The sequence below is a fragment of the Mycobacterium intracellulare ATCC 13950 genome (genome assembly GCF_000277125.1).
Lineage (GTDB): Bacteria > Actinomycetota > Actinomycetes > Mycobacteriales > Mycobacteriaceae > Mycobacterium > Mycobacterium intracellulare.
Window position 1 is genome coordinate 4,311,125 of record NC_016946.1, and the last position, 13,873, is coordinate 4,324,997.

12 protein-coding genes are annotated in these 13,873 nt (G+C 68.6%); 7 read left to right on the top strand and 5 right to left on the bottom strand.

What is annotated here, in order from left to right; genetic code table 11:
• Positions 1-55: 55 nt before the first annotated feature.
• Positions 56-970: a class I SAM-dependent methyltransferase gene (locus tag OCU_RS44825; RefSeq protein WP_009953221.1), complete on the top strand. Its 915-nt coding sequence runs from the start codon at positions 56-58 to the stop codon at positions 968-970.
• Positions 971-985: 15 nt separating this feature from the next.
• The gene (locus tag OCU_RS44830; protein ID WP_009953222.1) at positions 986-2,182 is read left to right on the top strand and encodes a CaiB/BaiF CoA transferase family protein; all 1,197 of its coding nucleotides are present in this window, start codon (positions 986-988) and stop codon (positions 2,180-2,182) included.
• A 3-nt stretch (positions 2,183-2,185) separates the two neighbouring features.
• Here the strand turns inward: OCU_RS44830 and OCU_RS44835 are convergent, their stop codons facing one another.
• Both OCU_RS44835 and pstS (OCU_RS44840) read right to left on the bottom strand, forming a co-directional pair.
• Complete coding sequence (locus OCU_RS44835; RefSeq protein ID WP_009953223.1) at positions 2,186-4,171, bottom strand: serine/threonine-protein kinase PknD; 1,986 nt, start codon at positions 4,169-4,171, stop codon at positions 2,186-2,188.
• Between the two features lie 15 nt (positions 4,172-4,186).
• Positions 4,187-5,293: a phosphate ABC transporter substrate-binding protein PstS gene (gene pstS / locus OCU_RS44840; protein WP_041787103.1), complete on the bottom strand. Its 1,107-nt coding sequence runs from the start codon at positions 5,291-5,293 to the stop codon at positions 4,187-4,189.
• Positions 5,294-5,477: 184 nt separating this feature from the next.
• Between pstS (OCU_RS44840) and OCU_RS44845 the strand changes: the two genes are divergently transcribed.
• The 5 genes from OCU_RS44845 (at position 5,478) to pstA (ending at position 10,513) form a co-directional block, all read left to right on the top strand.
• Positions 5,478-6,272, top strand: a complete 795-nt coding sequence (locus OCU_RS44845) for an ATP-binding cassette domain-containing protein (RefSeq protein ID WP_009953225.1) — start codon at positions 5,478-5,480, stop codon at positions 6,270-6,272.
• 36 nt (positions 6,273-6,308) lie between these two features.
• On the top strand, positions 6,309-7,433 hold the full coding sequence (gene pstS, locus OCU_RS44850; RefSeq protein ID WP_014380979.1) for a phosphate ABC transporter substrate-binding protein PstS: 1,125 nt from the start codon (positions 6,309-6,311) through the stop codon (positions 7,431-7,433).
• A 69-nt stretch (positions 7,434-7,502) separates the two neighbouring features.
• A complete protein-coding gene (gene pstS / locus OCU_RS44855) occupies positions 7,503-8,615 on the top strand; it encodes a phosphate ABC transporter substrate-binding protein PstS (protein WP_263646580.1) in 1,113 nt (370 codons plus the stop codon).
• A gap of 22 nt (positions 8,616-8,637) precedes the next feature.
• Positions 8,638-9,663 (top strand): phosphate ABC transporter permease subunit PstC, encoded by a 1,026-nt coding sequence (gene pstC, locus OCU_RS44860; protein ID WP_043955837.1) that lies wholly within the window; start codon positions 8,638-8,640, stop codon positions 9,661-9,663.
• 1 nt (position 9,664) lies between these two features.
• Positions 9,665-10,513: a phosphate ABC transporter permease PstA gene (gene pstA, locus OCU_RS44865; protein WP_008259864.1), complete on the top strand. Its 849-nt coding sequence runs from the start codon at positions 9,665-9,667 to the stop codon at positions 10,511-10,513.
• Between the two features lie 27 nt (positions 10,514-10,540).
• Here the strand turns inward: pstA and OCU_RS44870 are convergent, their stop codons facing one another.
• Genes OCU_RS44870 through OCU_RS44880 form a run of 3 tightly spaced genes read right to left on the bottom strand, consistent with a single transcriptional unit; the run spans position 10,541 to position 13,721 of the window.
• Positions 10,541-10,981: a response regulator gene (locus tag OCU_RS44870; RefSeq protein WP_009953231.1), complete on the bottom strand. Its 441-nt coding sequence runs from the start codon at positions 10,979-10,981 to the stop codon at positions 10,541-10,543.
• Positions 10,978-12,579, bottom strand: coding sequence for a sensor histidine kinase (locus OCU_RS44875; RefSeq protein WP_009953232.1), 1,602 nt, complete (start codon positions 12,577-12,579; stop codon positions 10,978-10,980). The genes OCU_RS44870 and OCU_RS44875 overlap by 4 nt, the downstream gene beginning before the upstream one ends.
• On the bottom strand, positions 12,576-13,721 hold the full coding sequence (locus tag OCU_RS44880; protein WP_014380982.1) for a PP2C family protein-serine/threonine phosphatase: 1,146 nt from the start codon (positions 13,719-13,721) through the stop codon (positions 12,576-12,578). The genes OCU_RS44875 and OCU_RS44880 overlap by 4 nt, the downstream gene beginning before the upstream one ends.
• Positions 13,722-13,873 lie beyond the last annotated feature (152 nt).

The following is a 13,873-nucleotide window of genomic DNA, read 5'->3' on the forward strand; positions in this document are numbered from 1 at the left end:
CGCCCGGCGTTGGTAGTTATTGTGGCTAACCAGTAGACCCGAAGGGATTTCCGCGATGGCGCGCACCGACGACGACACCTGGGACCTGGCGACCAGCGTGGGCGCGACCGCCACCATGGTGGCCGCGGGACGGGCCCGGGCCACCCGGGACGGCCTGATCGACGACCGGTTCGCCGAGCCGCTGGTGCGCGCGGTGGGCGTCGACTTCATGACCCGGTGGGCGGCCGGCGAACTCGATTCCGCCGACGTCGACGAGCCCGGCGCCGCGTGGGGCATGCAGCGCATGACCGACATGATGGCCGCCCGCACCCGCTACATCGACGCGTTCTTCGCCGAGGCGGGGGCGGCCGGCATCGGTCAGGTGGTCATCCTCGCCTCCGGCCTGGATGCGCGCGCCTACCGGTTGCCCTGGCCCGCGGGCACCACGGTGTTCGAGATCGACCAGCCGCAGGTGCTCGAGTTCAAGGCCGCCACCATCGCCGACCTCGGCGCCGAGCCGACCGCCGAGGTGCGCAACGTCCCGGTCGACCTGCGCCACGACTGGCCGTCGGCGCTGCGCCAGGCCGGCTTCGACGCCGGGAGACCCGCCGCCTGGGCCGCCGAGGGGCTGATCGGCTTCCTGCCGCCGGAGGCCCAGGATCGGTTGCTGGACAACATCACCGAGCTGTCCGCCGACGGCAGCCAGTTGGTTGCCGAGGTGTTCGCGAACACGGGCACCAGCGGGGACGCGCTGAACGCGGCGAGCGAAAAGTGGCGGCAGGGCGGCCTCGACATCGCGCTGGGCGACCTGGGCTTCCCCGGGCCGCGCAACGACGTGGCGACCTACCTGCAGCAGAAGGGCTGGCAGCCGGTGCGCACGCCGCTGAATCAGCTGCTGGCCAACACCGGGCTCCCGCTGCAATCGACCGACCCCGAGGCGCCATTCGCCCAGAACTACTACTGCACCGCGGTGCGCAGCGCGGCGCGTTGAGGAAGGCAGGCACCAGTGCCAAACAGCAAGCCACCCAAGCCACTTGACGGATTCCGGGTGCTCGACTTCACCCAGAACATCGCCGGGCCGATGGCCGGCCAGGTGCTGGCCGACCTGGGGGCCGAGGTCATCAAGGTCGAGGCGCCCGTCGGCGAGGCGGCCCGCCACATCACCGCGGTGCTGCCCGGCCGCCCGCCGCTGGCCACCCTGTTCCTCCCCCACAACCGCGGCAAGAAGTCGGTGATGGCGGACCTGCGCGACGACGAGGCCAAGCAGCAGATCATGCGGCTGGTCGACACCGCAGACGTTGTGCTGGAAGGGTTTCGGCCCGGGGTGATGGAACGCATGGGACTGGGACCCGACGAGCTGCAATCCCGCAACCCCAAACTCATCTACGCGCGCCTCTCGGCCTACGGCGGCAACGGCCCGGAGGGCAGCCGGCCCGGCGTGGACCTGATGGTCGCCGCCGAGTCCGGCATGACCACCGGGATGCCCACGCCCAGCGGCAAACCCCAGATCATCCCGTTCCAGCTCGTCGACGCCGCCAGCGGACACGTGCTGGCGCAGGCGGTGCTGGCCGCGCTGCTCAACCGCGAGCGCCACGGCGTGGCCGACGTCGTGCGGGTCGCCATGTACGACGTCGCGGTCAGCCTGCAGGCCAGCCAGCTGACCATCCACCTGAACAAGCCCAACGCGGAACCCAAGCCGTCCGACTCAACGCCAAAGCCCAAGCGGCGCAAGGGTGTCGGGTTCGCCACCCAGCCGTCGGACGCCTTCAAGGCGGCCGACGGATACCTGGTGATCAGCGCGTACGTGCCCAAGCACTGGGACAAGCTGTGCGAGATCATCGGCCGCCCCGACATGCGCGACGACGAGCGGTTCATCGACCAGCGCGCCCGGGCGCTCAACTATCCGGAACTCACCGAGGAACTCGAGAAGGCGCTAGCCGCCAAGACCGCCGACGAATGGGTCCGGCTGCTGCAGGACGGCGGCCTGATGGCCTGCCACGCCTACACCTGGAAGCAGGTGGTCGGCACCGCGCTGTTCGCGGAGAACGAGCTCGCCCTGCCGGTCGGTGAGGGTGAGGACGCGGTCACGGTGATCCGCACCCCGGCACGCTATTCCAGCTTCGACGCTGACGCCACCGACCCTCCCCCGGCCCTCGGGCAGCACACCGAGGAGTATCTGGGCGCACCGCAACCCGCGTCGTGAGCCTCAGGGCGTCAGCTTGACCACCCGGTCGTTGCCGCGGTCGGCGATATAGACGCTTCGTTCCTTGTCGACCGCCACCGCCAAGGGCGTGTTGAGCCCGTCGAACGGCAGGACGGTCGGCGTGTTCGAGCCCGCCGGGAACTTCAGCACGTCACTCTTGTCGTGTTCGGTGACGTAGACGGTGCCGCTGTTGTCCACCGCGATGCCCCACGGCACGGAGACGTTCTGAAATGGCAACTCCGCCTGGGTATTCGAATTGGCGTCGAGCTTGACGATCCTGTTGTTGTCGGTGTCGGCGACGTACACGGTGCCCGCGGCGTCGACGGCGACACCGTCGGGATTCTTCAGTCCGTTGAACGGCAACTCGGTCTGGGTCTTGGATCCCGCCGCCAGCTTCACCACCCTGCTGTTGCCGCGGTCGGCGACGTACACCGCGCCCTGGCTGTCGACCGCGACGCCCTCGGGGTAGCTCAGACCGGAAAACGGCAGCACCTTCTGGTCGTTGGAGCCCGCGGCCAGGCTGACCACCCGGTTGTTGAAATCGGCGACGTACACCGTGCCGGCGCCGTCGACGGCCAGACCCTGCGGCTGGTAGAGCCCGTGGAACGGCAGCACCGTCGTGGCGTTCGAACCGGCCGTCAGCTTCACCACGCGCCCGTACATGCCCTCGCTGGTGACGTAGACGTCGCCGGCGCTGTCCAGCGCCACCCCGCCCGGGGACAGGCGGAAGTCAATCCCGTTGAAGGGCAACACACTTTGACCGGACGCCTCCTGTGCCGGCCCCGAGGACCGCGTGGACAGGTAACCGGCGACCGCCACGATGAACGCGACGAGGGCGACGAGCGCGATGGCGCCGACGATGATCCACTGCTTTCGCTTGCTGTCGATCGGCACGGCGGGACTCCTGAAGTCCGGCCCGGACCCGTAGGTGTGGCCGAACGTCGTTGGGGCGGGACGGATCAGCGAGGGGTGATGGCCGGAGCGCTCGGACCAGCCGGTGCCGCCGGGCCTCGGGGCCACCGGACCGGCCATGGTCTCGGCGGCGGGCCAGGACTGCGGCTCGCGCTCCGGGCGCTGGGCCGACGCCTCCGCACGCTGGACCGCGTCCTCCCCTTCGCGCAGGATTGTGGTCGCCTTGCGCTGCTCGGACGTGGTCAGCGCGTCATGCGCGGCGGCGGCGAATTCGCCCGCGGTGCGATAGCGCTCCTCGGGACGTTTGGCCATGCCCTTGGCGATCACCTGATCCAGGGCGGGCGGAAACGCCCCGGGGCGCAGTTGGCTGGGCGACGGGGGTGCCTTCGTCAGGTGCGCGGCGACCAGCCGTTCGATCGTGTCGGCCCGATACGGCGGCGAGCCGGTCAGGCACTCACTCAAAACGCATGCGAGCGAATAGATGTCGGCGCTGTGGGTGACGGTGTCGTCGGTGAAGCGTTCCGGCGCCATGTAGTAATACGTGCCGATCGCGGTCCCGAACTGGGTCAACCCCGGATCGGTTGCGGCCCGGGCGATTCCGAAATCCGCCAGGTACGCGAAGTCGCTGCCGGTGATCAGGATGTTGCCCGGTGTGACGTCGCGGTGCGTCACCCCGATGGCGTGCGCCGCGTCCAGGGCGGCCGCGACCTGGCTGATGATCGCGATCGCCCGCGGCGCGGCCAGCGGCCCGTCCCGGCGCAACAGCGTGCCCAGATCGACGCCGTCGACGAGGCGCATGTCCACATAGAAACGCCCGTCGATCTCGCCGTAGTCGTGGATCGGCACCACATGCGGTTCGGTCAGCCGTCCGGCGATATCGGCCTCGCGCTGCAGGCGCGCACGGAACTCCGAGTTGCCGGAGAACTGTTGTGAGATCAGTTTCAGGGCCACCATGCGGTGCTTGCGGGTGTCCTCGGCCTCGTACACCTCGCCCATGCCGCCCTGGCGCAGCAGGCGCACCAGCCGATAGGGCCCGAACCAGGACCCGGCCCGCGAGGCCGGTCCGCTATCGCTCACCGTCGAGTCTCCATGTCACGAAATCGCATTGACCGCACCCGACAGCTTCGCCGTGAACGAGCTGGGCAGCGGGATGGAACCGTACTGGTCCAGCCCCTCCTGGCCCGGCCCGATCGCGGCCTGCATGAACGCCTTCACCGCCTTGCCCGTCGCCGCGTCCGGATACTTCGAACAGACGATTTCATAGGTCGCCAGCACGATCGGGTACGCGCCGGACTGTGTCGGCTTGTAGAACGACGAGGTGTCCAGCACCAGGTCGTTGCCCTGCCCCTTGAAGGTCGCCCCGGCGATCGTCTTCTCGACGCTGTCCTTGGTGATCGGCACCGCGTCCGGGCCCGCCGACGTGATGATCGACGCCATGTTCAGCTGCTTGCCCACCGCGAACGACCACTCGTTGTAGGTGATCGACCCCTCGGTGTTCTGCAGCAGCGCCGATGTGCCGTTGTTCCCGCTGGCGCCCTGCCCGACGCCGCCGTTGAACACCTCGCTGTCGCCCTTGCCCCAGGCGCCGTCCGACGCGCCGTCGAGGTACTTCTGGAAGTTGGCGGTGGTGCCGGATTTGTCGCTGCGGAAGATGACCGTGATGGGCGTCGACGGAAGGTTGAGGCCCGAGTTGATCGCCTTCAGCGTCGGATCGTCCCACTTGGTGATGGTGCCGTTGAAGATCTTCGCCACGGTGGGCCCGTCCAGTTTCAGCCCGCTCACCCCGGTCAGGTGATAGGTGACCGCGATCGGTCCGAACACCGTGGGCAGATCCCAGGCCTGCGAACCGCACCGCTGCGCCGCCCGGTCATTTTGACCGGTGGACGGGTCCAGCGGGACATCGGAACCGGCGAGATCCGTTTGGTTGTTCAGGAATTCGGTCACGCCGGCGCCGGAGCCGTTGGCGTCGTAATCGAGCGTGTAACCCGGGCAGGCCCGAACGTAGGCGTAGACGAACTGCTCGATGGCGTTTTGCTGCGCGGTCGAGCCGCTGTCTTTGAGGACCTTCTTACCGCCGCAGTCCACCGACGCCTGCTTGCCGCTCGATCCCGACGACGAGTTGTTGTCGCCGCATCCCGCCAGCGCCAGGGCGACGGCGGCCACCACGCTCAGGGCGACGCCAGATCGAGCGAACCTCACGAAACTCCTTCGATCGTCAACAAAAGTTAACCAATCGCGAATATACAAACCCTTGACAAAGAATAAGAGGTTAATGGCCGGTGACCGCGTGCCGGGCGCAAACACGTAGCATCGGTTGTCAATGCGTCGCGAACAACAGTTACCGGCCGCAGTTGCGGCTCCTGTCGCCGATGGTGGCCAGCTCATGCGGGCCGTCGACCTCACTTTGGGGTTCGGCCCCAAAACGGTCCTCGAGCAGGTCAGCCTCGACTTCCCCGCCCGTTCCGTCACCACCCTGCTGGGGCCGACCGGCTCGGGCAAGACCACCTTCCTGCGCACCCTGAACCGGATGAACGACAAGGTCTCCGGATTCCGGCACAGCGGTGACGTCCTGTTGGGCGGGCGCACCATCTTCGCCGACCGCGACCTGATGGAGTTCCGCCGCAGCGTGGGCATGCTGTTCCAGCGTCCCAACCCGTTCCCGATGTCGATCATGGACAACGTGGTGGCCGGCGTGCGCGCGCACAAAATGGCGCCGCGCAAGCAATTCAAAACTGTCGCCGAGGCCCGGCTCACCGAGGTCGGCCTCTGGGACGCGGTCAAGGATCGCCTCGGGGATTCGCCGTTCCGGCTCTCCGGTGGCCAGCAGCAGTTGTTGTGCCTGGCCCGCGCGCTCGCGGTCAACCCGGACGTGCTGTTGCTCGACGAGCCCACCTCGTCGCTGGACCCGACCACCACCGAGAAGATCGAGGGACTCATCCGCTCCCTCGCCGACCGGCTGACCGTGATCATGGTCACCCACGATCTCGCGCAGGCCGCCCGCACCGGCGACCGGACCGCCTTCTTTTTCGAGGGCAGGCTGGTCGAGGAGGGGCCGACCAAGCAGTTGTTCCTGTCGCCGCAGCACGAGGAGACCGTCCGCTACTTCGCGCCGTTCCGGCCGGCACAGGGCTCGGATCGGGGCTCCTCGCAGACGGCCGGGGTCGCGGAAAGCCAATAGCGGGAAAGGGTCTCGCCGGGAAGAGGAAGCGGGGACGTGAAGAGTCGTCTGGGTACGCTGCTGGGTCTGGTGGCCATCGCGCCGCCGGTCCTCGGGATCGCGGCTTGCGGTGCGCACGCCACGCGGGGGGCGCCGAGCACCGGGCCGGCCGCCGGCAGCGTCGCCACCGCCCCGGCGACGTCCACGATCGAGCTCTCCGAGACCGGCAGCACGCTGCTCTACCCGCTGTTCAGCGAGTGGGGCGCCGCCTACCGCGCCAAGCACCCGAACGTCACCATCACCACACAGGGCAGCGGCTCGGGCGCCGGGATCTCCCAGGCCGCCGCCGGGGCGGTCGTCATCGGCGCCTCCGACGCCTACCTGTCCGCGGGCGACATGGCCGCGCACAAGGGGCTGATGAATATCGCGCTGGCCATCTCGGCGCAGCAGGTCAACTACAACCTGCCCGGGGTGCATCAGCACCTCAAGCTCAACGGCAAGGTGCTGGCCGGCATGTACCGGGGCACGATCAAAACCTGGAACGACCCGCAGATCGCCGGCATCAACCCCGGCCTGCAGCTCCCCGCGACCCCGGTGGTGCCGCTGCACCGCTCCGACGGGTCCGGCAGCACGTTTCAGTTCACCCAGTACCTGTCCAAGCAGGACCCCGACGGCTGGGGCCGCTCGCCCGGGTTCGGCACCACCGTCTCCTTCCCGGCCGTGCCCGAAGCGCTGGGCGAGAACGGCGACGGCGCCATGGTGACCGGCTGCGCCGCGAACCCGGGGTGTGTGGCCTACACCAGCATCGGCTCGCTCGACGAGGCCGACCAGCACGGCCTCGGCGAGGCCAAGCTGGGCAACGCCTCCGGCAAATATCTGCTGCCCAACGCCAAGAGCATTCAGGCCGCGGCCGCCGGCGTCGCCTCGAAAACCCCGGCGAACCAGGCGATCTCGCTGATCAACGGCCCCGCCACGGATGGGTACCCGATCGTCAACTACGAGTACGCGATCGTCAACGCGGACCAGCGCGACGACGCCACCGCCCAAACGCTGCAGGCGTTCCTGCACTGGGCGATCACCGAGGGCAACGGCCCGTCGTTTCTGGACAAGGTTCACTTCCAGCCGCTGCCGGCCGAGGTGGTGACGCTGTCGGACGCCCAGATCGCCAAGGTCGGCGGATGAACGCAGAAAAGCAAAGGGACGCAAGGGACCTAAAGGGAAAGAGAAAGGGAGAAGGCCGTGAAAGTTCGTATGAGTAGGTTGCTGGCGATGGCCGCGACCGCGCCCCTGGTTTTCGCCGCGGCTGCGTGTGGTTCGAACTCGCAGACCGGTGCGCCGAGTCAGGGCGGCGGCGGCCCGGTCGCGACGACGCCGGCGTCATCGCCGGTGACGTTGTCGGAGACCGGCAGCACGCTGCTGTACCCGCTGTTCAACCTGTGGGGCCCCGCCTATCACGACAAGTACTCGAACGTCACGATCACCACCCAGGGCACCGGCTCCGGGACCGGGATCTCCCAGGCCGCGGCCGGGGCGGTCGCGATCGGCGCCTCCGACGCCTACCTGTCCGAGGGCGACATGGCCGCGCACAAGGGACTGATGAACATCGCGCTGGCCATTTCCGCGCAGCAGGTCAACTACAACCTGCCCGGTGTCACCGAACACATCAAGCTCAACGGCAAGGTGCTGGCCGGCATGTACAACGGCTCCGTCAAGACCTGGAACGACCCGCAGATCGCCGGGCTGAACCCCGGCGTGAATCTGCCTGCCACACCGGTGGTTCCGCTGCACCGCTCCGACGGCTCCGGTGACACCTTCCTGTTCACCCAGTACCTGTCCAAGCAGGACCCCGACGGCTGGGGCAAATCGCCCGGCTTCGGCACCACCGTCGCCTTCCCGACGGTGCCCGGCGCGCTCGGGGAGAACGGCAACGGCGGCATGGTGACCGGCTGCGCGGACACCCCGGGCTGCGTGGCCTACATCGGCATCAGCTTCCTCGACCAAGCGCAGGGCAAGGGGCTCGGCGAGGCGCAGCTGGCCAACGCCTCCGACAAGTACCTGCTGCCCGACGCCAAGAGCATTCAGGCCGCGGCCGCCGGATTCGCCTCGAAAACCCCGGCGAACCAAGCGATCTCGCTGATCAACGGCCCGGCGCCGGACGGCTATCCGATCGTCAACTACGAGTACGCCATCGTCAACAGCGGTCAGAAGGACGCCGCCACCGCCCAGACCCTGCAGGCCTTCCTGCACTGGGCGATCAGCGACGGCAACAACGCCTCGTTCCTGGACAAGGTGCACTTCCAGCCGCTGCCGGCCGACGTGGCGAAGCTGTCGGACGCCCAGATCGCCAAGATCAGCGGCCAGTAGGGGTTTGGTGACCGACATCGCGATGGGCGGCGCGCGGGCGCGGATCCGCGGCGCGCGCCGCCCGGGCCTGGCCATCCGTTCCCTGGGTGCGGCGGGCGCGGTGGTTCCGCTGCTCGCGCTCGTGTTCGTCCTCGCGACCCTGCTTCTCGAGGCGCTGCCCGCGATCAGGGTCAACGGGCTGCACTTTTTCACCGCCACCGAGTGGAACCCCGGCAACACCTACGGCGACGCCGTCGTCACCCGCGGCGTCCGCCATCCCGTCGGCGCCTACTACGGGGCGCTGCCGCTGATCGTGGGCACCCTGGCGACCTCGGCGATCGCCCTGGTCATCGCGGTGCCGGTGTCGATCGGGGCGGCGCTGGTGATCGTGGAGCGGTTGCCGAAGCGTCTCGCGTCGGCCATCGGGATGGTGCTCGAATTGCTCGCCGGAATCCCCAGCGTCATCGTCGGCCTTTGGGGCGCAATGACATTCGGGCCGTTCATCGCCCACTACGTGGCCCCGGTGATCGCCCGCAACGCGCCCGACGTGCCGGTGCTCAGCTACTTGCGCGGCAACACCGGCAACGGGGAGGGCCTGTTGGTGTCCGGGCTGGTGCTCGCGGTGATGGTCATTCCCATCATCGCCAGCACCACCCGCGACCTGATCCGCCAGGTGCCGGTGCTGCCCCGCGAGGGCGCGGTCGCGCTGGGGATGACCGACTGGGAGTGCGCGCGGCGGGTCACCCTGCCGTGGGTGTCGAGCGGCATCGTCGGAGCGGTGGTGCTCGGGCTCGGCCGCGCGTTGGGAGAGACGATGGCCGTCGCCATGGTGTCGGGTGCGGTGTTGGGCGCGATACCCGCCAACATCTACGCGACGATGACCACCATCGCGGCCACCGTTGTGTCGCAGCTGGATTCGGCGATGACGGACTTCACCGACTTCGCCGTGAAGACCCTCGCCGAGGTGTCCCTGGTGTTGATGGTGATCACGTTGCTCACGAACGTCGCGGCCCGCGCGATGGTGCGCCGGGTGTCGGGCACGGCGCTGCCGGTGGGACGGGGTGTCTGACATGGTCGGTACCCGACGCAAGATCGTCAACGCGCTGTTCTGGATCGGCTGCGTGTGCTGCCTGGCGGTGGTGGTCGTGCCGACGCTGTGGATGCTGGTCGAGGTCGTCGGGCGCGCCCTGCCGGTCTTCAAATGGAGCGTGCTCACCGAGAACACCCGCGGCAACGGCGGCGGGCTGCGCAACGCCATCATCGGCACCGTGGTCATCGGCGTCGGCGTCATGCTGGTCGGGGGCACCGTCAGCGTGCTGACCGGGATCTATCTCTCCGAATTCGCCGGCGGCAGAACGCGTTCCATCCTGCGCGGCGCCTACGAGATCCTGTCCGGCATCCCGTCGATCGTGCTCGGCTACGTCGGCTACCTGGCCCTGGTGGTGAAATTCCACTGGGGCTTCTCCCTGGCGGCCGGGGTGCTGACGCTCTCGGCGATGAGCATTCCGTACATCGCCAAGGCCACCGAGTCCGCGCTGGCGCAGGTGCCCACGGCCTACCGGGAGGGGGCCGAAGCGCTCGGGTTGCCGCTCGGCTGGACCCTGCGCAAGATCGTGCTCAAGTCGGCGATCCCCGGCATCGTCACCGGGCTGCTGGTGGCGCTCGCGCTGGCGGTGGGCGAGACGGCGCCGATGCTGTACACGGCGGGCTGGTCGAACTCGGCCCCGACCGGCAAGCTCACCGACTCACCGGTGGGCTACCTGACCTACCCGATCTGGACGTTCTACAACCTGCCGTCGAAGGCGGCCCGCGACCTGTCCTACGACGCCGCGTTCCTGCTGATCGTGTTCGTGTTCCTGCTGATCATCCTCGGGCGGCTGATCACCTGGTTCGCGCGGCGGCACTCGGAATCCGGGTAGCCCGATTCGGTTGCGCCACAGCCTCGTTCAGGCGGTCGGCAGCCGCACCACCTGAACGAAGAACTCGTCGATCTGCCGGACCGCCTTCATGAACTGGTCCAGATCGACGGGTTTGGTGACGTAGGCGTTGGCGTGCAGCTTGTAGCTCTTGAGGATGTCCTCCTCGGCCGAGGAGGTGGTCAGCACGACGACCGGGATCTGGGCCAGCTCGGGGTCGGACTTGATCTTCTCCAAAAGCTGGCGGCCGTCGTATTTGGGCAGGTTCAAATCCAGCAGGATCAGGTCGGGCCGCGGCGCGTCGGCGAACTCGCCGCGCCGGTACAGGTAGTTGAGTCCCTCCTCCCCGTCGTGCGCGACGTGCAGCCGGTTCTTGAGTTTGTTGTGCTCGAACGCTTCTCGCGTGATCAGCTCGTCCCCCGGGTCGTCTTCGACCAGCAGGATGTCGATCGCTCTTCCTTCGGGTGTCACTGATGCGCTCCTTCCAAAGCGACTGAGTCCTCTTCCTCGACGGGCCCGGGCATGGGCAACGTGAATTCGAATCGCGTCCCCTCGGTGTAGGACGTGTCGATCCGCACGGTGCCGCCGTGGTGCTCGACGATCTTCTTGACCAACGCGAGACCCACGCCGGTTCCCGCGTACACCTCCCGGCCGTGCAGCCGCTGGAAGATGACGAAGACCTTGTCGGAGAATTCCTCCGGAATGCCGATGCCGTTGTCCGACACGCTGAACAACCATTCGCCGTCGTGGGTGCCCTCGCCGGGTGCGCATTCGATGACGACGCGGGGCGGGCGATCCTTGTGCCGGAACTTGATCGCGTTGCCGATCAGGTTCTGCCACAGCATCGTCAGCAGCGTCGGATCCCCCACGATCTCCGGCAGCGGCTCCGTCGGGCGCACGATCTGGGCTTCGGTCTCCTCGATCGCGACGGCCAGGTTGGCCAGGCCGGCGTCGAGCGTCGCGTCGAGCTGCACCTCGGTCTCCGTGGTGCCCAGCCGGCCGACCCGGGAGAAGGTGAGCAGGTCGTTGATCAGCGCCTGCATGCGTTTGGCGCCGTCGACCGCGAACCCGATGTATTCGATGCCGCGTTCGTCGAGCTTGTCGGCGTACCGTTTCTCGAGCAGCTGACAGAAGGAGGCCACCTTGCGCAGCGGCTCCTGCAGATCGTGCGAGGCGACATAGGCGAACTGCTCGAGTTCGGTGTTGGACCGGCGCAATTCGGCGGTCTGCTCATCGAGCAGGGTTTGGGCCGAACGGGACACGTCGAGCTCTTCGACCATGCGCTTGCGCATATTCTCGACGTCGATGGCCATGTTGCGAATGTCCTTGGGCCGCTTGGGCGCCGAGATCACTTCGTCGAAGTTGCCCTGGGTGATCCGGCGGCAGGCCGCGGCCAGGCTCGCGATCGGCCGGGTGATCGCCGCGCGACTCAGCAACCCCAACAGCGCGGCCGCGCCCAAAACGATCAGCACCATCGCGCCCAGCACCCAGTCGCGCCAGCCGTTGATGTCGTTGAGCTCGTCGACGGCGCTGGCCGCCGCGTCGGCCAGGTGCGTGTTCTGCGTGTCGAAAAGCACTCGCAGACGGTCGAATTTGGCTTTGCCGAGGTCGGCCATCGAGGTGCTGACGACGCTGGGAACCTTGGGGGTCACGGCCGCGATGACGGGTTCGGCGTAGCTGGTGCGCCAGTCCGCGGCGGCGGTTTCGACCGCCTCCAGGTCGGCGATCAGCTCCGCGCGCCCGCCGACCAGCCGGCGAATCTCGTCGGCGGCGGCCCGTTCGGCGCGTTGCCCGTCGTAATACGGCGCGAGGAACTGCCGGTCGGCGGTGATCAGGTAACCGCGCACGCCCGTTTCCTGGTCCCGCAGGGCCGCCTGCAAATGGGTCGCGGCGACGCGCGCCGGCTGGATGTCCTCGCCCACCTGGCGCGACACCTGGTCGGTGCGGTCCAGTAGCACCCCGCCGACGACCGCGCCGAGGAGCACCGTCGCACCCATGATCCACAGGACGAGGGCCAGCCACCCCCGCACGGTGAGCTGCGCGAGCCGAAGCGGAGCCGGTGCCGTCACGTGGTGGTCCTCTCGATGCGGAGCACGGCGATGTCGTCGGTGAGGCCGCCGCGCGGCTCGGCGAGTTCCTGGGCGCCGTCGATGAGGGCGTCGACGAATGCCGGGCCGGGTCGGTTGGCGTGCGAGCGGGCAAGCTCGAGCAGGCCGTCCTCGCCGAGCCGCTCGGTCCCCTGCCCCGAATAGCCTTCGTAGAGACCGTCGGTCAGCAACAGCAGGCCGTGGCCGGCGGGCACCTCCAGCTCGTGGCGCGGCCAGCCGTCGGCGCGCAGGCCCAGCGCCGGGCCGCCCGGCGGCTCCACCCACTGGACCGCGCCGCCGCCCTGCAGCAACATCCCCGGATGCCCGGCGCGGATGACGCTGACCTCCGGGCGCTCCGGGCAGATCTCGAGGCTGAGCACGGTCGCGAAGATGCCGGTGCCGGTGCGTTCCGAATACAGCACCCGCTCGAGCTGGCGCATCAGGTCGACGCCGTGCACGCCGGCGAAGGTGAGCGTGCGAAACGCGATCCGCAGCGCCGCGCCCAGGGCCGCCTCGTGCGGGCCGTGCCCGGCGACGTCGCCGATCAGGACGTGCACGATCCGGTCGGGCGTCTGGACGACGTCGTAGAAGTCGCCACAGAGCAAAGCGCCTTCGCGGCTGGGGCGGTAGCGGGCGACGATGTCGACGCCCGGGTCGTCCAGCAGCAGCGGGGAGGGCAGCAGTCCGCGTTCCAGCAGCGCGTTCTCCCGGGCCCGCAGCTGGGTCGCGTGCAGGTCGGCGGCGATCAGCTCGGCGCGCTTGCGCTCGATCGCGTACAGCAGCGCGCGGCGCAGCATTTCCGGCTCGACGCGGCCCTTGACCAGGTAGTCCTGGGCGCCGGCGGCGACTGCCGACGCCCCGAAATACTCGTCGTTGAGCCCGGTCAGCACGACGATCGGCACGGTGGCGTCCAGCTTGGCCACGCGGTCCAACGCGTCGATCCCGCTGGCGTCGGGCAGGTGCAGATCCAGCAGCACGCAATCGGGGCGGGCGGATTCCAGCTCGCGTTCGGCGTCCGCCATCGACTTGGCCCACACCACCCGGATGTCGGCGGCCGCGTCGGAGATCAGGTCTTCCACGAGCACCGCGTCGGCGCGGTCGTCCTCGACCAAGAGCAACGACAAGGATTGCCAACTCGCCGTCGGCGTGACCGGAGCACGTGCCGGAATCAATTCCCGGCCATCTGTGGACGGGTGTGGGAAGTCACGTTCTGCACTTGCAGACCCCCTGGCCGCGATAAGACCCTTGCTCGTTGGCGGTGGTCGGACGGGATTGC